This is a genomic window from Bradyrhizobium sp. AZCC 1588, assembly GCF_036924735.1.
Classification (GTDB): Bacteria; Pseudomonadota; Alphaproteobacteria; order Rhizobiales; family Xanthobacteraceae; genus Bradyrhizobium.
This window is the reverse complement of record NZ_JAZHSC010000001.1, coordinates 6114031-6133381: the sequence shown is the minus strand read 5'-3', so window position 1 is coordinate 6133381 and position 19351 is coordinate 6114031. Positions and strand designations below refer to the sequence as shown.

Here is a 19351-nt window from a genome sequence, read left to right as displayed (position 1 = left end):
CCCGCGCGGTCACCTCACGGGCCAGAGGATTCGATGCGTTGCGGCTGCTCCGGCTTACCTGCGGCGGCCCCGCCGGGCGACCGAACCAGGCGATGCAGCACGTCGCTCGGAGATCCGAATGCTTCGACCCGTCCGGCCCGCAGGATGAGCACTTTGTCCACGCTGTTCAGCAGCGCAGGGCGCAGGGTTACCACCACCGCGGTGACCCCCCGCTTCTTGGCGCGCTCCAGGGTCTCGGTCAGAGCCAGCTCCCCCGCCGCGTCGAGATTCGAGTTGGGCTCGTCGAGGACGACAAGGCACGGATCACCGAAGAATGCCCGGGCGAGCGCGATGCGCTGCTTCTGTCCCCCGGAGAGCGGCCCGCCGCCACGGTCGAGCACGGTCTCGTATCCTTGCGGCAGCTGACAGACCATGTCGTGGATGCCCGAGAATATCGCCGCCTCATAGATGCTCGCGTCGGGCAAGTCGTCCCGCATGCGGCAGATGTTCTGCTTGATCGTCCCGGGAAATAGCTCGACCTCCTGGGGCAGGTAGCCGGTATATTCGCCAAACTGGCGGCGATCCCAGTTGCGCAGCTCTGTTCCGTCCAGCCTGACCTTGCCGGCGGTCGGCACCAGACAGCCCACCAGAATGCGCGCGAGGGTCGACTTGCCCGACCCAGACGGTCCGACAATGGCAAGAGACTCTCCGGGCGCGAGCTCGAGCGACACGCTATTGAGCACCGGCTCCTTCGAGCCGGGCGGCAAATACAAGACCCGATCCACGGTCAGGCGCCCTTGCGGCTTGGGCAGGCGCAGCTTCGGCGTCTCGCGCTGGAATGACTCGACCGCCTGTTTGACACGCGCATAGGCCGATCGCGCCTGAACGCAGCTGCGCCATCCCTCGATCAGGCCCTCGAGCGGCTGCAGGGCGCGGCCGACGATGATTGCGGCCGCGATCATCATGCCGCCGGTGATCTCGGCGTTGAGGGCCAGATAGGCGCCCACTCCGAGGATCGTGATCTGGGTGACGAGCCGGACGAACTTCGACGCACCACTGATCCAGAAATTCCGGTCAAGGGCCTGGCTCTGCACCGTGAGGGCCGGCGCCTGCCGGCGACCCCAATGAAGAATGCTCTCGCTCAGCATTCCCATCGCGTTGATCACCTGCGAATTTCGCGCCAACGACTCGGCTGCCGCATCGGCCTCAGCAGCATGCAGGCCTGCCTCGCTCAGACGCGCCGAGGTCGCTTTCTGATTGAGCACCGCAATCAGCACCAGTACCAAGCCCGACACGACAGCGATTAAGCCGAGATCTCGGTGAATGAGAAATATGGCTCCGAAGTAGAGGGGCGAGAGCGGCGCGTCCATCAGCATAAGCATGACGGGGCTCGAGATGAATCCCCGCACCTGGTGAAGGCTACGAATCGCCTGGATGGTCCCGCCCTCGCCGGCCCTGGCGTTATTGATGCTGCTCGCCAGCACTGCACCGCCGAGCACCGCCCCCATCTTGGTCGCAAAACGCCCCAGCACCTGCCGACGCAGAATGTCGATGATCGAGAGGATGCCGATGAATGCCAGCGCGAGAGCCGAGAGCATCAGCAGTGTTTCGAGGCTGCGGCTCGTCAGCACGCGATCGGAAATCTGGAACAGGTAGATCGGCAGCGTGAGCATCAGCAGATTCACGACGACCGAAAATGCAGCGACCGCAATCAGGTTCGTGCGCGCGACCGAACGCCAGGTGGCCAGCGGGTTTACAGGTCCAACATAGTTGCGGGCCTCGCCGCCGGGTGCGACGCGAAGATGATCTGCAGAATGGCTGCGCGGCGGATTGTCCAGTATCTCGACGGCCGCCATGTTCGCCCCCGCTATAGGACAGCAAGTTCAGGTTCTGTTGGCTGATTCGTATCCACGATCTCGGGAGGCGGCGGCGCAGTGTCAGACGCCGACGCGGCGTCGGCCGAAGACCCGGTATCCTGCGGGGGAACTGCGCTGTCGCTGCTAAGGTTAACGCCGTAATCGGTGTACTCGGTTCCCGTGTGCAGAGCGTTTTCTGGTGGCGGTGGCTCATCGTTCAAGGCGATCACGTCGCCTGCGGCCTCATCGACCGGCGCCGCATCCGCAACAGTCTTGCTGGCCGCGGTCCCGGTGTCGGCCGGATCTAACACGTCGCTGGCCGGATCGCTCACGGTGGCAGCTGTTGTCGTCGGCGCCGGCTCGGTCGTCTCAACTGGCGCCGCATCCGCAACAGCGTCGCTGGCCACGGTCCCGGTGTCGGCCGGATCTGACACGTCGCTGGTCGGATCGCTCACGGTGGCAGCTGTTGTCGTCGGCGCCGGCTCGGTCGTCTCAACGACCGGCGCCGCATCCGCAACAGTGTCGCTGGCCGCGGTCCCGGTGTCGGTCGGATCTGACACGTCGCTGGTCGGATCGCTCACGGTGGCAGCTGTTGTCGTGAGCACCGGCTCGGTCGTCTCAACGACCGGCGCCGCATCCGCAACAGCGTCGCTGGCCACGGTCCCGGTATCGGCCGGATCTGACACGTCGCTGGTCACGTCGCTGGTCGGATCGCTCACGGCGGCAGCTGTTGTCGTGAGCACCGGCTCGGTCGTCTCAAGGACCGGCGCCGCATCCGCAACAGCGTCGCTGGCAACGGTCCCGGTGTCGGCCGGATCTGACACGTCGCTGGTCACGTCGCCGGTCGGATCGCTCACGGCGGCAGCTGTTGTCGTGAGCACCGGCTCAGTCGTCTCAACGACCGGCGCCGCATCCGCAACAGCGTCGCTGGCCACGGTCCCAGTGTCGGCCGGATCTGACACGTCGCTGGTCGGATCGCTCAGGGTGGCAGCTGTTGTCGTGAGCACCGGCTCAGTCGTCTCAACGACCGGCGCCGCATCCGCAAGAGTGTCGCTGGCAACGGTCCCGGTGTCGGCCGGATCTGACACGTCGCTGGTCACGTCGCCGGTCGGATCGCTCACGGCGGCAGCTGTTGTCGTGAGCACCGGCTCAGTCGTCTCAACGACCGGCGCCGCATCCGCAAGAGTGTCGCTGGCCACGGCCCCGGCGTCGATCGGATCTGACACGTCGCTGGTCACGTCGCCGGTCGGATCGCTCACGGCGGCAGCTGTTGTCGTGAGCACCGGCCCGGTCGTCTCAACGAGGGGCGCCGCATCCACAAGAGCGTCGCTGACTGCACTTAACGGTTGTGCCACGTCACCGGTCACCGGCGCGATCGTGGCGCCGACGTCATCGCTCAGCGTAGCCGCGCTATCGGTCACCGTCGCCAGCACCGGCTGCGCCGCCGCCTCGACCGGCGCGATCGTGCCACCCACGTCGCGGGTCAGCGTACTCACAGTGTCGCTCACCGTTGCGAGCACCGGCTGCGCCGCCGCCTCGACCGGCGCGATCGTGCCGCCGACGTCATCGCTCAGCGTGCCCACGGTGTCGCTTACCGTTGCGAGCACCGGCTGTGCCGCCGCCTCGATCGGCGCGATCGTCCCGCCGACGTCATCGGTCAGCGTGCTTATGCTATTGGTCGCGGTCGTGAGCATTGGCTGCGCCTCGACCGGCGCAATTGTGCCACCCACGTCGTGGGTCAGCGCACCCACGGTGTCGCTCACCGTTGCGAGCACCGGCTGCGCCGCCGCCTCGACCGGCGCGATCGTGCCACCCACGTCGTGGGTCAGCGCACCCACGGTGTCGCTCACCGTCGCGAGCGCCGGCTGCGCCGCCGCCTCGACCGGCGCGATCGTGCCGCCGACGTCATCGGTCAGCGTACCCGCGCTGTCGATCAACGTCGCGAGCACCGGCTGCGCCGCCGCCTCGACCGGTGCGATCGTGCCGCCCACGTCATGGGTCAGCGTGCTTACGGTGTCGGTCACCGTTGTGAGCACCGGCTGCACTGCCGCCTCGACCGGCGCAATCGTGCCGCCCACGTCATGGGTCAGCGTGCTTACGGTGTCGGTCACCGTTGCGAGCACCGGCTGCGCCGCCGCCTCGACCGGCGCGATCGTGCCGCCCACGTCATCGGTCAGCGTGCCAACGGTGTCGGTCGCCGTCGCCAGCACCGGCTGCGCCGCCGCCTCGACCGGCGCGATCGTGCCGCCCACGTCATCGGTCAGCGTGCCCACCGTGTCGCTCACCGTCGCCAGCACCGGCTGCGCCGCCGCCTCGACCGGCGCGATCGTGCCGCCCACGTCATCGGTCAGCGTGCCCACCGTGTCGCTCACCGTCGCCAGCACCGGCTGCGCCGCCGCCTCGACCGGCGCGATCGTGCCGCCCACGTCATCGGTCAGCGTGCCCACCGTGTCGCTCACCGTCGCCAGCACCGGCTGCGCCGCCGCCTCGACCGGCGCGATCGTGCCGCCCACGTCATCGGTCAGCGTGCCCACCGTGTCGCTCGCCGTCGCCAGCACCGGCTGCGCCGCCGCCTCGACCGGCGCGATCGTGCCGCCCACGTCATCGGTCAGCGTGCCCACCGTGTCGGTCGCCGTCGCCAGCACCGGCTGCGCCGCCGCCTCGACCGGCGCAATCGTGCCGCCCACGTCATCGGTCAGCGTGCCCACCGTGTCGGTCGCCGTTGCCAGCACCGGCTGCGCCGCCGCCTCGACCGGCGCGATCGTGCCGCCGACGTCATCGGTCAGCGTGCTTATGCTATTGGTCGCGGTCGTGAGCATTGGCTGCGCCTCGACCGGCGCAATTGTGCCACCCACGTCGTGGGTCAACGTGCCCACGGTGTTGCTCACCGTTGCGAGCACCGGCTGCGCCGCCGCCTCGACCGGCGCGATCGTGCCGCCGACGTCATCGGTCAGCGTGCTTATGCTATTGGTCGCGGTCGTGAGCATTGGCTGCGCCTCGACCGGCGCAATTGTGCCACCCACGTCGTGGGTCAGCGCACCCACGGTGTCGCTCACCGTTGCGAGCACCGGCTGCGCCGCCGCCTCGATCGGCGTGATCGTTCCGTCCACGTGGTGGGTCAGCGTGCTTACGGTGTCGGTCGCGGTCGCGAGCATTGGCTGCACCTCGACCGGCGCGATCGGGCCGTCCACGTCATGGATCAGCGTGCCCACGGTGTCGGTCGCGGTCGCGAGCGCCGGCTGCGCCTCGACCGGCGCAATCGTGCCTCCCACGTCATGGGTCAGCGTGCTTACGGTGTCGGTCACCGTTGTGAGCACCGGCTGCGCCGCCGCCTCGACCGGCGCGATCCCTCCCACCACGTCATTGCTGAGACTGCCGACAGCTCCAAGCAGGGGAGCGAAGCCGATCATCGACGGGCTGAAAGAGTAGCACGTTGGACTGAACGGATTCGAGCGTTGACCCACCCTGCATTTGAGTGATTCCGAGGTGGGAATCCACTGATAGCGGGTTGACGCAACTATCTTCGATTGAGGTGTGAGCGTTATGATGGCGGGACTCGGCATCATCGCCGCCTCCGCCGCCCCCGCCCCCTCGGCGGCGACCGCCTCATTGCGGGCGGGGCTCGGCTTGCGCGCATCGTCATGCGGCTGCGCCAAAAGCCCCGTCGGATCGAGCTGGGCCGCACGCGCCTCCGACGAAGCGGCGGGCCTTTTGGCCGTCTCATCCTCTGCGCCCGTTTTCGAAGGATCAATCGCCGGCTGATGGTCATTCGCCTCCTGCGGCGCGGCGCCTGGCTGAGCCGTTTTGGCGACTTCCTGCTCGGCCGCCGCGGATTTGAAAATGCCGACAAGGAACTCCTCGCAGGCAATCAGCGGGGCCGTGAAGAACGACCAAGTCAAGAAATTGAAAGAGCCGGATCGCTTGTCCGCACGCTGCACCCCAGCTTCGAAGATTTTCCGCTCTTGTTCGAACAGTTCGCGTTTTTCTACTTCGTTCATGACTGCCGCCTTTTTTCTCGTTCGAATCAGAAACTACTCTCGCGGCATTCCGTGCCGTGCGCGTCTTTCGGCGCATCAAGCGTCCGTATCGTGCGACGTGTCCGCCGGCACGTGGAAATGCCCTACGTCGAACTGATCCGCAGGACCCATCTGGCCGATGGCGTATTCGAGGGCATCGTCGGACGACATGGAGGCGAGCGCGGCCTGCATGTCGCCCGAATGATCCGGACCACGAGAGCCGAAATTACCATGTGAGAAGTCGAACCTGGCCAACGCTTCACCCGGGTTAGGATAAGTGTCACTCTCGCCACAGTGGTCGGATGGCTCGGGGTCGCAATAGGCCTTCTGCGGCGGGCCGTCGTCGTTCTTGGCGTCCTTCCAGCCACCATCGAGCTTGGAGTAGTCCTCGCGACCCCTGTGACCGTCATTCCACATGAAGTGCTCGCCGTTGCCGCCGTCGTCGAGGGTGGTTGGCTTGTATTCGTCGCGTGCAACGGCGATTTCCGGAATCTTTGCCAGTCCGAGAATGCTCGTAACCCAGCTCAAGATAGACATGGTTTCGCTCCTCACTTCGCGGTTGCGACGGACCCATGCCTGCTCCGGATCCCGGCGCCCTCACCCTACTGTCGTCGACACGCCCCGATGGATGCAGCGTGCAAAACAAATTCACGCCTCATTCGAGCTGCCGCCGCATGGCCACGAGTTCTCTCCGGATCCACGCCTTGACCGTTCCCACCGGAACCCGGAGGTATTCGGCGATCTCCTCATGCGTACGTCCGTCGATGATCGCCAGAAGCAGGCTGGCGCGGCGCTTTGGCTCGAGTTGATCGAGCATGGTCCGTAGGGTCATACTATCTGGGATGCGAGACGCGGGGTTCGAGACGGTCTGTTCCCGCTCGCAGACGGCGTTCAGAGTGTGGTCCTCGAGCACGAGTTCCCGCCTCGCGTTCTTCTGCATCCTGAGTGCTGTGTGGCGGACGATCGCGTAAATCCAGCCCCGCGCGGATCCGCGTGCAGGATCGAAGCTTTTGGCGCATCTGAGAATCTGCGCGAATGCATCGTGGATGACGTCCTCCGCACGCGACCCGTCGTGGACGATCCGGTGCGCCACCGCGCGCAACTGGTCTTTCTCCCGGGCGTAGATCTCGCCGACGGCAGACCGCGATCCGGCGGCGCACTCGATTAGCGCCGTTTCGTAATTCAGAGCCGTCTCGCAATCGAGATAGGTATCATCCTGCGCTGCGCCGGAGCGAGACTCTGCCTTTGTGAAGTCGGCTCCGTGGTGGGGCATGGTCGAAGTCACCCCTTCGTAACGCAGACGCAACTATTCCCGTGCAGCGAATATTGCTGGCTTGCATTTCCAGAACACTGATGGCTTGCATTTCCAGAAAACTGGTGGCTTGCATTTCTTGATGCGAAATGAGCCGTTGGGGGAAATCAACTTTGATGCTGAAAATTGTTTCAATCTACGCCATCACAAGATCGTGACGCTTTCGTCAGGGCGCAGCCGGCGCTTAACACTTCATGCTCGCTTGCCGCGAGTGATGCTCACTTGCCACGCGAACCGCGGTGACCTGCCCAATCGAGGCATGCGATGGACATGATTCTGATTTTGCATTTTTATTTTACCCCGGCGAGTAGCACTTCATGCTCGCCTGCCACGCGAGTGATGCGCACTTGCCACGCGAGCCGCGGTGACCTGCCCAATCGCAGCACGCGAGGGACATGATTTTGAGTTGCCTCGGCGAGGGTTCCAGTCTCGGAGCACAGATCGACGATCTCGTCGACGGATTTCAAAACGCGAAATTTGAGAGCCCGTCATGGCGCATGAAGGTCCAATGTCTTCTTAGTTCGGAGTCCGCGCCAGGAACTGGAAGTCGCTCGGAACCTTAAGGGGCTTGGCCAACACCATCTCGCTTGATCGAGGAGGAGTGGCGTGAGCACCCGCAGTGATCCTGATTGCGATCTCCCCGAGGTCACACGGCATCAATGAACGGCAGGCGTTATTCCTTATCAGCAAAATTCGAGCGACGTTGCATCCAGATCGGCGGCTTCTGACTAGAGGTGGATGGCAGCCGTTACCACGGCGCCGTCAACACCCCAGGAATGTAAACGCCCCAGGAATGTAACATGAAGGCACAACCCGTTGACAGCGATCTTATCCTGTTTGAGGGCTGAGCACATGGATATGCACGATGATACCATCGACGAACTGAGCGGCGACGGCACGATCATTATCGGACAAGCGAAACTGGGCGCTATCTATTACTGGCTCACAATAGTACCGGTGGCAGGACCTGTCGTCGCAGAAGGCTCCATCACTGGGCCCGAGGAGTTCATGAGGATGGTCATGAACGCGACTGGTTCGAAGTTGGTGCTGCAGGATGGTTATGTCTTGACGCTCCAATGCGAAGGCGGTGCTACAGGCGTTCGATGGGTGAAAGCTATCGCGGACTGTGATCCGACAGAACACTGCACGGCTCGGAGCGATGCCCTCCCAGTCCTGAGTTGAGTGTTGGAGCGCCGCGCTTAGGTCGCTCCGACGCCGAACGGAATTGGTGACTCGTATCATCACCGTCGACAATGCTGACATTCAGTGTTTTCGCATTGTTCAAGGGCGGGTGAGGACTGCAAGCCATCGCTGGACCCCCCATCAGAATGATTTAGATACGCCTCATTAACTCCCCCTGGACTTATAGCTGGTCACTCGGCAATGGCAGCACCGATCGCCGATCCCGGTCGGCGGATTGAAACGTGAATTGAGGGCCCGTTGTCCCGCACAACGGCCGTTGTTTTTGGCTGCTTGAGTGCGCGCCTGATCGAGAGTGGCGCGAGCGCTCGCAACGAGCGAGATTGCGATCTCTTCGACGTCAAGCGGTATCAATGAACGGCAAACGTTATGCCGCGCAAAATTTACGCGACGTTGCATCCAGACTGGCGGATTCAGACTAGAAGATACGTGGCACCGCTGGTACGGCGCCATCAACACCCAAGGAGAGCAAAAGGAGAGTAACATGCATGAACTGACCCACCCTGTTGAACTGCGCGACCAAGAACTCGACCTCGTAGCCGCCGGCAGCGGAAAGCACGACGGCAGGGACAAGTGTTGCGATGGCGACAACACACAATTCGGCTTGGTCAACGTCAACGACACGAACATCGGAGTCAACGTCCTCGGGATCCAGGTGCAATCTACGTAAAGGCGAGATGGGTGGGCGAACCGCTTCTCCATAGCGGGGGAGCGGTTCTCCACCGCATCATGCGATACCCATCCGCAGCCGTGGCGCGGCGTAGAGAATACTACGCGCAGCCTCAAATCGACGAATGAAAGCGTAGCAACAAGGTGCGTCCATGGCGGCACGGCCAGCTCTATTTCGCCAGGAAGCAATCGACTTTCTGCATCAACGCCACAGCTGGGGCGAGGTCGTATCGTTGCAGCCGATATCGAGCACGATGCTCAGCTGGACTCTTGCGGGCCTTGTTGCATTCATTTTGGTTTTTATCTCCATCGCTCAATACGCGCGCAAGGAAACCGTAACCGGCTATCTAACGCCGACCTTCGGCACGGCTAAAATTTTCGTGCCGCAACAGGGCATCATCAAAGAGGTCCAGGTGAACGAGGGTCAGGACGTTGCGGAGGGCGAACCGCTCTTGACCATAGTCACTTCCCAAATCACCTCCAACGGCGACGACGTTAATGCTACCGTGCTCGCAGTGCTGACGCAGCAACGCGATGTGGTCGAGCGACAGATCGCGGCGGAAGAGCGCCGGACCGCCTCGGAACACGATCGCCTCGCTTCCACGATCAAAGGGATTGAGGGGGAGACTGCTCAGCTCGAGGATCAGCGAACCATCCAGAACGAGCGGCTGCAGCTTTCCGAGAGTTTTGTATCGACGGGCGCTACGCTAATCGCGAAGGGAGCATTGCCGGCCATCGAGCTGAAGCGCCGCGAGCAGGCCGCGCTTGAGCAAAGGCAGCACTTGGCGTCGCTCGATCAGCAGATCACCGTACGACGCACCCAATTGGCCGACGCTCGGCATACGCTCGAGCAGCTTCCGATCGTCGCCGCAGAGAGAGTTCGCGTACTGCGCGGCGATCTCTCCTGGATCGAACAGCGCATCGCCGAGGTGGACGGACGGCGGGCCTACGTTATCAAGGCGCCGACAAGTGGGCGCGTGTCCGCGCTGCATGCAAGTATCGGCCAGGTCGCTGATCCAAGGCATATGCAGCTCGAAATCATTCCGCTTGATTCGACCTTGCAGGCGCAGTTGTTCTTTCCGACGCGCGCGTTCGGATTCGTGCGCCCCGGCCAGCAGGTCAGGATACTTTACGATGCATTTCCCTATCAGAAATTCGGCACCTACCGCGGCACCGTAACAAAAGTCTCTCAAACGATCCTGACCAGCAATGATGCTACCGGGCCGATCACCCTCAAAGAGCCAGCGTACCGCGTGACTGTGGCTCCCGAGCGGCCCGATATCGATGCCTATGGTCTCAAGATGCCGCTTCAGCCAGGCATGCTGCTCAAGGCCGACGTGATTCTTGAGCAGCGCTCGCTGATGCGGTGGCTGCTTGATCCGGTGTTGAGCGCAAGGATGTAGCCGCATGCAGGGACTGTTGAATTTCAGCGGACGTGGGTTCCTCCCGGTCATCAGGCAGACAGAGGCAGCGGAATGCGGGCTGGCATGCCTTGCCATGGTAGCGTCCTATCATGGCTATCGAACTGACATGAATAGCCTGCGGCGTCGGTACGCAGTCTCGCTGAAAGGTGTCACTCTCCGCGACCTCATGGAGATAGCGGCTCACCTGGGTCTGGCATGCCGGCCGCTGCGAATCGAGGTTGACCATCTGCGCCAACTGCGTCTCCCGGCTATCCTGCACTGGGACATGGATCATTTCGTTGTCCTGAAGGCGTGCAAGAAAAACGGGATCGTGGTGCACGATCCGGCCGCCGGCGAGAAATGGTTTCCCATCACCGAAGCGTCGAGACATCTCACCGGAGTCGTGCTTGAACTCTCACCCAGTGAAGAGTTCTGCTGCACAGACCAGAGAGCGCGATTACCGTTCTCAGCGTTCTGGAGCGGAATGAGGGGAAACTCTCATGCCTTAACGCAAATATTGGTTCTCTCGGTGGTCATCGAGATTCTTATCCTCGCCGCCCCTTTCTACATGCAGCTCACGGTTGACGAGGTCATTGCCAGAGGCGACGTCGATCTTCTGCTCGTACTCGGGCTTGGATTCGCGCTGCTCGTCCTGATCAAAGTCGCGTCGACCGCGACCCGCTCGTTCATTGTTCTTATTCTGCAGAACACGCTGAGCTTTCAGATCGGCGCCCGGCTGTTTCATCATCTGGTGCGTTTGCCACTCTCATTTTTCGAAAAGCGGCACATCGGCGACATCCTGTCGCGCTTCGGCTCGATCGAGCCCATCCGCAACATGCTCGCGGAGGGACTGATCACGGGCTTGATCGACGGTCTCATGTCGGTGCTGATGCTGGCATTGATGTTCGCCTACAGCGTCCAGCTCGGATTTGTCGTTCTGGTCGCGTTCGCGCTGTACGCCGCTTTGCGACTCGCTCTGTTCAGGATGTTCCGACAACGGAGCGAAGCGGCCATTCACAGCAAGGCACAGGAGAACTCCACCTTCATCGAAACCGTGCGGGCGGTGCAGAGCCTGAAGCTGCTCAACCGAGAGAACGAGCGGGAGAGCCAGTGGCTGAACCGTTATGCTGCGTACGTAAATGCCAACGTGCGGCTAGGCCGGGCGAGAATCAGCTTCAAAGCGATCAACGACACCATATTCGGCTTGGAGAACGTAATCACAATCTACCTCGCCGCTCGCCTCGCACTAGACAACCTCATCACGGTTGGCATGATATTCGCGTTCGTCAGCTACAAGCTGCAGTTCGCCGAACGGACAGCGTTGCTAATCGAGAAGCTAGTGGACCTGCGCATTCTCGGACTGCACCTGGAGCGTCTCGCCGATATTGCGCTCACCCCACTCGAGCGGGGGCACGACCAGGACCTGTCGTATATGCGACCGATCCGCGGCTCGATCGAACTGCGCAACGTGTGCTTCCGCTATGCAGAAGCAGAGCCTCTGATTCTTAACAACGTCAATCTGTGCGTTGCACCGGGACAATTCGTGACAATCATGGGACCTTCCGGCTGCGGCAAGACAACTCTAGTCAAGATTATGCTTGGGCTGCTCGAGCCAACGAGCGGGGGTATCCTGATCGACGGCCTTCCACTAGGCCAGATCGGACCGCGCGTTTATCGCGAACACATCGGCGCGGTTATGCAGGAGGATCAGTTGCTGTCAGGATCTATTGCCGACAACATCTGCTTTTTTGAGACAACATTCGATCGGCAATGGATGATCGAGTGTGCGCAGATTGCCGGCATCCACGACGACATCATGGCAATGCCGATGACCTACAATAGCCTCATCGGTGACATGGGAAGCTCACTATCTAGCGGGCAGAAACAGCGAGTACTGCTTGCGCGTGCGCTCTATCGCCGACCAAAGATCCTGTTTCTGGACGAGGGCACAGCACATCTGGACACCGAAAAGGAAAAAGAAATCAATGCGAATCTCCGCTATCTAAATATGACTCGCGTGAGCGTGGCACACCGACCCGAAATCACCCACGGAGCGGATATGATCATCCATCTTGCCCCGGCGACCGGGCCCTTCCAGGTCGGAGTTATAAGCCGCACACCAGCAGCGGCGCCTGCGCGCGATGCTGGTGTCACTGGGTTTGCCGCCGAAGGTGCGAAATCGGCCGAGGCCGCGCAGGGCCACGACGACTGTTCCGATGACGGCCGCAAGGGCGATTATTCGAAGCATACCGGGAAGGACGACTACTCGAAAGACGGCAAGGGCGACTGCTCCAAGCACGGTGGTGGCTGGAACGACGCCAAGAACGACGACTGCGAGCCGCACAAGGACTATCGCCAGCCGCAGAAGGACTATTGCGACCCCAAGCCGTCCGACGACTGCGGCAAGGGAGACACCTATCGTAACCCGGGTGAAGCGCTGGCCAAGTTCGATTTCTCACATGGTGGTTTCGGCTCGCATGGTCCAGGTCGTTCGGAGTGACATGCAGGGCGCGCTCGCTTCGATGTCGTCCGAGGATGCGCTCGAATAGGCCATTGGCCAGCACCACGCGAGGATTTTGAGCGGCTGCCACAGCGTATATCCGGTCGCGGCAGTCAGGATCATCTGACGACTACTTTGTGAAATTATGATAACCGCTCACGGGGCCGTTCTGCCGCCAGGAGTTTTTCTCGACCATATGGCTACGACGCTTGCAGCGGCTTCAACGGCGCTGTCGAGGCGCTGTTTCATTAAGGCGTCCATACGATTGTCCAAGGTGTAGCCAGGGAGCCCTATGGCAAGCTGCAGTAAGTCGTTGCGAACCCAACCATCGTCAATGGCACCGGCAAGAAGGCCGACATCGAGGCGCGCGTGCAGCAGATCAAGGCGCAGATCGAGGAAACCACCTCGGACTACGACCGAGAGAAGCTGCAGGAGCGTCTGGCCAAGCTCGCGGGCGGCGTCGCCGTGATCCGCGTCGGCGGCGCGACCGAAGTCGAAGTCAAGAAGCGCAAGGATCGCGTGGATGACGCGAGGCACGCGACCCGCGCCGCGGTCGAGGAAGGCATCGTGCCGGGCGGCGGCGTCGCCCTGCTCCGCGCCTCCGAGCAGCTCAAGCGCATCAAGACCACCAACGACGACGAGAAGACCGGCGTCGAGATCGTGCGCAAGGCGCTGTCCGCGCCGGCCCGCCAGATCGCGATCAACGCCGGTGAAGACGGCTCCGTCATCGTCGGCAAGATCCTCGAGAAGGAGCAGTACAATTATGGTTTCGACTCGCAGACCGGCGAATACGGCAATTTAGTCTCCAAGGGCATCATCGACCCGACCAAGGTGGTTCGTGCGGCGATCCAGAACGCGGCTTCCGTCGCGGCTCTCCTGATCACCACCGAAGCCATGATCGCCGAACTGCCGAAGAAGAATGCCGGCGCCGGCGCCGGCATGCCTCCGGGCGGCGGCATGGGCGGCATGGACTTCTGATCCGGCCTTTCCCGGGCGCGGTGCGGCATTCTTGATGCCGCTCCGCAGAACCGGAACCTCAACAAATGCAAAACCCCGGCAGCGATGCCGGGGTTTTCGTTTGGGCAGATGACGCTGTTAGCTGGGCTGCCGTCAGCGGACCTTGGTTTACTCGCCCCTCACTTCGAGCAAATATCGCTCAAACGAGACGCGGTGCTGGTGCGATCGGGAGATCGGAGTGAAAAGGTTTATTTTCCGCACAGCGGGACGATTTCGTTCATGCTCGACATGCCGAACGGAGAAACAGTAGCAACCTCGGTCATTGGGCCTGAGGGAGCGGTGGGCATGCTGTCAGTGCTCGGGCCCTCGCATTCTCCTACCACGGCGGTCGTGCGTGTGCCGGGGATCGCATCGCAGATCTCCGCATCAAGGTTTCATGCAGCCTTCGGTCAGAGCAGTGTCATCAAACAGGCGGTCCAGACCCACACAAGGGCAGTGTTGATGCAGCTTCAGCATGTGGCAGCCTGCAACGCACTGCATCCTGTCGAAGCCCGCATGGCCCGATGGTTGCTCCACATCCACGATAGGATCGGCGCTGATGCTATATTGCTAACGCAGGAAGCGCTTTCAGAGTTGCTTGGAGTACGATGAACGACAGTGACGCTGATTATGCGCAAACTACGGGCGTCGGGTGCTGTACGATCTGGTCGGCGGGGCTTGGTCGAGATTGACAGACCGCGGCTCGAAGGAGCGGCATGTGGGTGCTACAAGGTCATGAGCTGCCAATATCACCAGATTTTTCCCGCTGGATACAATGAAGCCTCGCAGTGGGGCCGCACCGGCGACCAAAACTCCGGAGATCAACATTCCGTTTTGGCCGAATAAGAGATCCAAAATCATTCTTCGTGGAGCGATGCATAGCACACATGCCGCGATCCCCAGACGAACGACTACCGCCTTGCTCCGCAAGGCTTCATTCAGCGGAATGCCGGATGATTTGGCAATTACCCATTGGCAGGGGCTTCGTCTCCAAGAGAACGACGGAAACGCATTGATAGCTCGATGTCCGTGTTCTGCCTTATACCTACTTTGCCGGTCCGGATTGCGCGATCACCGAATCCAGCGGGTAGATAACAGGAGAAATAGTGCCCGATTCCCCCTGTAGTTGGCCGCTGGTCGGGTGCTTTCATAACCGCCCATAATCGTGGCCCCATAGCGGTCACAGACCCGCCATTCCCACTTGGTCGGGCTTCGCCTGGTAATCAACACTTCCAACACGGTCGCGTCCCGCATCCCCAGTTGCGTACCATCAAGATTACCAATGGGTCTCAAGATGTCGGTTCGCTTTTAGACTCTCAGCCGTAGCGTGCGGCTGACGCGTTCCAGATCGTCGGATAGACGGCAGTCGCGAATTGCCGGCTAACGGCAACGCCGGCGTGCAAGGTTCGGAAACCGGAGGCCCGCGCGCTATCTGACGCGAGCCTCTGCCGTTCAGGAAGTGATCCGTCAACGACATTGCCCCATATAACCGCGGATGAGCATGAAGGTTAGCACTCTGGTATGTTGGTCGGAAGCCAACACGCCTCGAGAGGCGCGACCGGCGAAGAATCTCGGGGACCGTGTTTGAGAAGATCAGCAATTCCAAGCTCGGTTGCGACCGGCAAACTCGGCGATGCAAGATACCCAACGCCGTGCCCATGACGCACAGCTTTCGTTGGTGAATCAGATGACGCATAGCGGCCAAAAGGGTTTCGGCATGACCAAGCACGGCCGATCGGGGCACGCGACCCAATCGCCGCGTTTCCGTTTCCTGCAGAAGCTCGAAGCACAGAAGAACGATCGCAAGGACCGTTCTCGGATCAAGAACCCGAAACAGTCCGTCGAAGAGCTATTCCATCCCCGGAAGCCAACACGAACCTGACGAACTATCCTTGGATGAGCTCCGGGGGTGGGCACATTCGGAACTTCGGGTCTTTGTGCTCAGCACGCGAACGGAGCTGAAGGACCGATGCCATTAATCGCTGGCGCGTCAATGATCTGGATGCTATCTCATGCAGTCGACAAATGCCCGGTTTGGGTCAAAATGCGAAGAACTCAGCATGAGCAAACCTAGTCCGCTACACGTCCATGAGCGAACCTCAATGCAACGTGCCGCCACTTCACCTACGGGCCATTTTCAGACTCATGCGCTGCAATAAGCAGCACGGGTATCCTTGAACGTCATCCCTCAGGCCTGCCTCCGCATGCCCTCAATGATGCGTTCGCGCCCCGCAAGGAAGGCCGGATTGTCGCTCCATGTAATGGTCGTACGCAAGCGGCGGACAGTGAAGCTTGGATCCCGTCTGCACCACCGCCCGTGCCTGGTGCGCAAGCGCCGCGGCGAGATGGAAATGCGCGACTGAATAATTTGGGTTTGCCTCGAGGCCCCGGTGGAACCCGCGACCGGCTTTAGTTGTCCTTCCATTTGATCGAGCAGCCAATAGACGCCTTTTGGTCAGCCGGCGCCAGACCGGTGGTCGCAATCGCGCGCATGGCCCCGACAAGCTCTCGCGGCGCCCCCGCGCGAGGCGGAGTTGTGCGGCCTTCGTCGAGCCGGCCGCGATACTTGAGCTTGCGGTCGGCATTGTAACCGAAGAAATCCGGCGTACAGACCGCCCCATACGCCCGAGCGACTGTCTGGGTCTCGTCGTGGAGATATGGAAACGGGAAATCATGCGCCTTCGCGAAACGCTTCATATTCTCAAATGAGTCTTCGGGATAGCTCGCCGCGTCGTTCGAACAAATCGCCGCAAAGCCTATGCTCTCCGACATCAGCACACGGGCGTCCGAAACCATGCGGTCGATCACCGCTTTAACATAGGGACAATGGTTGCAGATGAAGACGACGACGGTACCTTTTTCGCCCGCAACGTCGTCCAGTGCGTAAGTCTTGCCGTCGGTGGCCGGGAGTCGAAACTCCGCCGCAGGCGTATCAAGAACGACTTGGGTAGCTGTTGTCGCCATATCGCACCTCCTTGTGTCCAAATATATGCTGACGACGGCCTGCCGGGGCACATTTTCCAAAGCCTGCTCGCCAGTTGCGTCGTTTTGGCCATACGTCAGCCATTTCCGGTCTACCCCCTGACAGCCGACGTGGAAAGAAGAGTTCACGTTGGTCGGTCAGGGCCATTTGGCGACATACGAAAAAGACCGCCAACTGAGGCGGCCTTTTCACTGCACTAGCGGTAGCCGTTGCATTTGTCTCTTCAGGCATGTCCGATCATGTCACGCATTCCGACTGTCACTTCCCTGGCATTGAGCGGCTTGCTGAAAAATCTGCTGCGGGGCGGAAGATCGAGGTCAGACAGGTTCAATTGCCCCGATACCACGATGATTTCAATTGTCGGCCAACGATCATGCACGGCATGGGCAAGTCCTATGCCGTCCATTTGGCCAGGTATCTAGATGTCGGTGCACATCAGCACGACGTCGGACCTGGATTTCAGGACGGCGACGGCCCGGCGGCGTCCATCGCCTCGAGTGGCATGTATCCCGCGGCTTCCACGATGTCGATCGCACGCATGCGGAGCATCATCTCGTCCTCGACAACGAGAACTACGGCGGGAATGCATGGATGATCAGGGGTCATCATAGGGCGCGCTCGCGGGGACGGCCATCGACTGGAACAGGCGGTCGACCTGGGACAAGCATCTCGTTGTCTATAAGATCCCCCGTTGGCTCAACAATGACGCAATAAAGTCGCCGCCAACCGAATAAGCTCGCAACAAGCTGAATGCGCCCACCGGATACCAGCGGTAGGTTGCTCGCGTGATGGGTTTCACGCCAACGCTGCCGTCATACCGCCGGCCCGTCGCGCTTGCCGGAGAGAAGTTCGTGAATCTCGACGGCATTCTGAAGGATTGTTGCTTTGTGAATCGCCTCGGTCGCTCATCCTCCGGCGGCATCCCGCGAGCCTCGTCGAGGGCGATCACCGCCCTTGCGTCCAGATCGCAGGCAAGCGGCGATCGGGTTTGTTTGCTCGGAGACGGCCGGTCCTGCGGCCTAACCGCGCTACGCCGGATCACCATTGAATAGCCATCGCAGCGGCGACCAGCAGCACAAGAAACATCGGCATCAATACCGGGGGTACCAACCACTCACGAAGATTGAATGGGGGGAATTTTGGCATATGACCGCCCTTTTGGTTGAGGCGGGAGCGCAACGCTCTCAGTCACCGATAGTAGCCTGGGAGGCGCGCGGTGATGTCTTGCATATAGGGACGATCTGCCACTGGGGCCGGCTGGCAAGGCTTGTAATGCGGCATTGAGTAGCCATCTGAATCCCAGCGCCATCGTATCGCTTCAGCATCGCCCTTACGGCAGCGCGAAGCTTAGCCCACGCCAGATCTCGTCAACGACATTGACCAAACGCACGTCGCTTCGATGGGCGGGTCTCGAGGCCATTGATTCAGGCCTCGACAGAGGTCGTGAGAAAGCTGGTGAGACGCGGCGGCTGATAATCTGATCGGTGGCAACCCATGATCGAATTTCCAAATCATAGCCGTTCATATGACCAAACCCGGCGAGCCGTGCGGTTTTGGGGACACGACAGCGCGCTGGAAGCGTCATTCTTCATCGACGAAGGCGCACTGAGGCGAATTCAACCAGAAGCCCGCCCCGACGAGCCCGGCTTACTGGACGCGTTCGATTGCAACCGTGATGTGATATGCGCAGCGGCTGCGAAGGTTTACGTCCGTGGCCGCCGCGGCTCTTACGATCTGGTCGCCGCAAATTTCTGAAACGAAACACTTACGACCTTCCGACTAGAGACCAAGAACGTGCTGTACAGCATCACGACAAGGGTCTACCGTTGAACGACAAGGTACAGTTGTTCGCCTTGAAGCTGTCCATGAAGCGGTGACGTCCGAAGTCGCTGCTCGTCCTCGTAGCGGCAGCTTGCGTGCCATCGGAAGGCGCAATCTCAATAGGCTGAATGTTTTTACCAAGCGCGGACGCAAGCGGCGTCCAGCGGCTGCGAACGCGCTCGTGCGCGCAAACAACAACAAAGGAGACCATCATGAGAATGCCCGACATTTTGCAAGGTGAGGCGCGGACCCGTTTTCTCCAGGGTATCGCGTTCGGCGCTGTTGCGGCGATGGCGATCGGATTCATGTGGGGCGGCTGGGTCACCGGCGGCACTGCCAAGACCATGAGCGCCATGGCAGAGAGCAACGGCCGGATGTCTGTCCTGGTCCCGATCTGCGTCGCGCAGTTCACGGCGGCCGACGGCGCCGTCGCCAAGTTCAAGGCGGCGGGCCCCTATTCAAAGGACAACGTCGTCAGCGAATACGTCAAGACCGTTGCCTCCACGAGCATGGACTATTCATTCGCCAGGGCCTGCGCAGCCGGCGTGGAAGCCGAGCTCTCCAAGACGGCCACAAAGAGCTGAGCGGCCGGTTCGCCAAGACACGGATTGCAGCG

The 19351-nt window shown here is 61.3% G+C and carries 11 protein-coding genes and 2 pseudogenes; 8 read left to right on the top strand and 5 right to left on the bottom strand.

Going from position 1 to position 19351, the window contains the following annotated elements; all coding sequences use genetic code 11:
- Window positions 1-14: 14 nt before the first annotated feature.
- The 4 genes from V1277_RS28430 to V1277_RS28415 form a co-directional block, all read right to left on the bottom strand.
- The gene (locus V1277_RS28430; RefSeq protein WP_334419146.1) at window positions 15-1835 is read right to left on the bottom strand and encodes a type I secretion system permease/ATPase; all 1821 of its coding nucleotides are present in this window, start codon (window positions 1833-1835) and stop codon (window positions 15-17) included.
- Between the two features lie 11 nt (window positions 1836-1846).
- The gene (locus tag V1277_RS28425) at window positions 1847-5833 is read right to left on the bottom strand and encodes a beta strand repeat-containing protein (RefSeq protein WP_334419145.1); all 3987 of its coding nucleotides are present in this window, start codon (window positions 5831-5833) and stop codon (window positions 1847-1849) included.
- Between the two features lie 75 nt (window positions 5834-5908).
- Window positions 5909-6388: a hypothetical protein gene (locus tag V1277_RS28420; RefSeq protein ID WP_334419144.1), complete on the bottom strand. Its 480-nt coding sequence runs from the start codon at window positions 6386-6388 to the stop codon at window positions 5909-5911.
- A 118-nt stretch (window positions 6389-6506) separates the two neighbouring features.
- On the bottom strand, window positions 6507-7157 hold the full coding sequence (locus V1277_RS28415; RefSeq protein ID WP_334419143.1) for a sigma-70 family RNA polymerase sigma factor: 651 nt from the start codon (window positions 7155-7157) through the stop codon (window positions 6507-6509).
- An 858-nt stretch (window positions 7158-8015) separates the two neighbouring features.
- Here V1277_RS28415 and V1277_RS28410 point away from each other — a divergent pair.
- From V1277_RS28410 to V1277_RS28385, 6 genes and pseudogenes are all read left to right on the top strand, one after another.
- On the top strand, window positions 8016-8345 hold the full coding sequence (locus tag V1277_RS28410; RefSeq protein WP_334419142.1) for a hypothetical protein: 330 nt from the start codon (window positions 8016-8018) through the stop codon (window positions 8343-8345).
- A gap of 502 nt (window positions 8346-8847) precedes the next feature.
- Window positions 8848-9033, top strand: a complete 186-nt coding sequence (locus tag V1277_RS28405) for a hypothetical protein (protein WP_057851238.1) — start codon at window positions 8848-8850, stop codon at window positions 9031-9033.
- Between the two features lie 151 nt (window positions 9034-9184).
- Entirely contained in the window at window positions 9185-10435 is a 1251-nt protein-coding gene (locus V1277_RS28400; RefSeq protein ID WP_334419141.1) for an HlyD family efflux transporter periplasmic adaptor subunit, read from the top strand.
- Window positions 10436-10439: 4 nt separating this feature from the next.
- Window positions 10440-12935, top strand: coding sequence for a peptidase domain-containing ABC transporter (locus V1277_RS28395; protein ID WP_334419140.1), 2496 nt, complete (start codon window positions 10440-10442; stop codon window positions 12933-12935).
- 318 nt (window positions 12936-13253) lie between these two features.
- A pseudogene (locus tag V1277_RS28390) lies at window positions 13254-13913 on the top strand (TCP-1/cpn60 chaperonin family protein); the annotation flags it as partial.
- An 84-nt stretch (window positions 13914-13997) separates the two neighbouring features.
- A pseudogene (locus V1277_RS28385) lies at window positions 13998-14777 on the top strand (Crp/Fnr family transcriptional regulator).
- Window positions 14778-16340: 1563 nt separating this feature from the next.
- Here V1277_RS28385 and V1277_RS28380 read toward each other — a convergent pair.
- Window positions 16341-16895, bottom strand: coding sequence for a thioredoxin family protein (locus V1277_RS28380; RefSeq protein WP_334420478.1), 555 nt, complete (start codon window positions 16893-16895; stop codon window positions 16341-16343).
- Window positions 16896-18408: 1513 nt separating this feature from the next.
- Here V1277_RS28380 and V1277_RS28375 point away from each other — a divergent pair.
- Together V1277_RS28375 and V1277_RS28370 are read left to right on the top strand one after the other, a co-directional pair.
- Complete coding sequence (locus V1277_RS28375; protein ID WP_334419139.1) at window positions 18409-18669, top strand: DUF1488 domain-containing protein; 261 nt, start codon at window positions 18409-18411, stop codon at window positions 18667-18669.
- Window positions 18670-18947: 278 nt separating this feature from the next.
- On the top strand, window positions 18948-19319 hold the full coding sequence (locus V1277_RS28370; protein ID WP_334419138.1) for a hypothetical protein: 372 nt from the start codon (window positions 18948-18950) through the stop codon (window positions 19317-19319).
- Window positions 19320-19351 lie beyond the last annotated feature (32 nt).

Bases quoted from the DNA above. Each gene is read 5' to 3' on its own strand.
- V1277_RS28430 (WP_334419146.1), bottom strand. From the start codon at position 1,835: ATGGCGGCCGTCGAGATACTGGACAATCCGCCGCGCAGCCATTCTGCA.
- V1277_RS28425 (WP_334419145.1), bottom strand. From the start codon at position 5,833: ATGAACGAAGTAGAAAAACGCGAACTGTTCGAACAAGAGCGGAAAATC.
- V1277_RS28420 (WP_334419144.1), bottom strand. From the start codon at position 6,388: ATGTCTATCTTGAGCTGGGTTACGAGCATTCTCGGACTGGCAAAGATT.
- V1277_RS28410 (WP_334419142.1), top strand. From the start codon at position 8,016: ATGGATATGCACGATGATACCATCGACGAACTGAGCGGCGACGGCACG.
- V1277_RS28405 (WP_057851238.1), top strand. From the start codon at position 8,848: ATGCATGAACTGACCCACCCTGTTGAACTGCGCGACCAAGAACTCGAC.
- V1277_RS28400 (WP_334419141.1), top strand. From the start codon at position 9,185: ATGGCGGCACGGCCAGCTCTATTTCGCCAGGAAGCAATCGACTTTCTG.
- V1277_RS28395 (WP_334419140.1), top strand. From the start codon at position 10,440: ATGCAGGGACTGTTGAATTTCAGCGGACGTGGGTTCCTCCCGGTCATC.
- V1277_RS28380 (WP_334420478.1), bottom strand. From the start codon at position 16,895: ATGGCGACAACAGCTACCCAAGTCGTTCTTGATACGCCTGCGGCGGAG.
- V1277_RS28375 (WP_334419139.1), top strand. From the start codon at position 18,409: ATGATCGAATTTCCAAATCATAGCCGTTCATATGACCAAACCCGGCGA.
- V1277_RS28370 (WP_334419138.1), top strand. From the start codon at position 18,948: ATGAGAATGCCCGACATTTTGCAAGGTGAGGCGCGGACCCGTTTTCTC.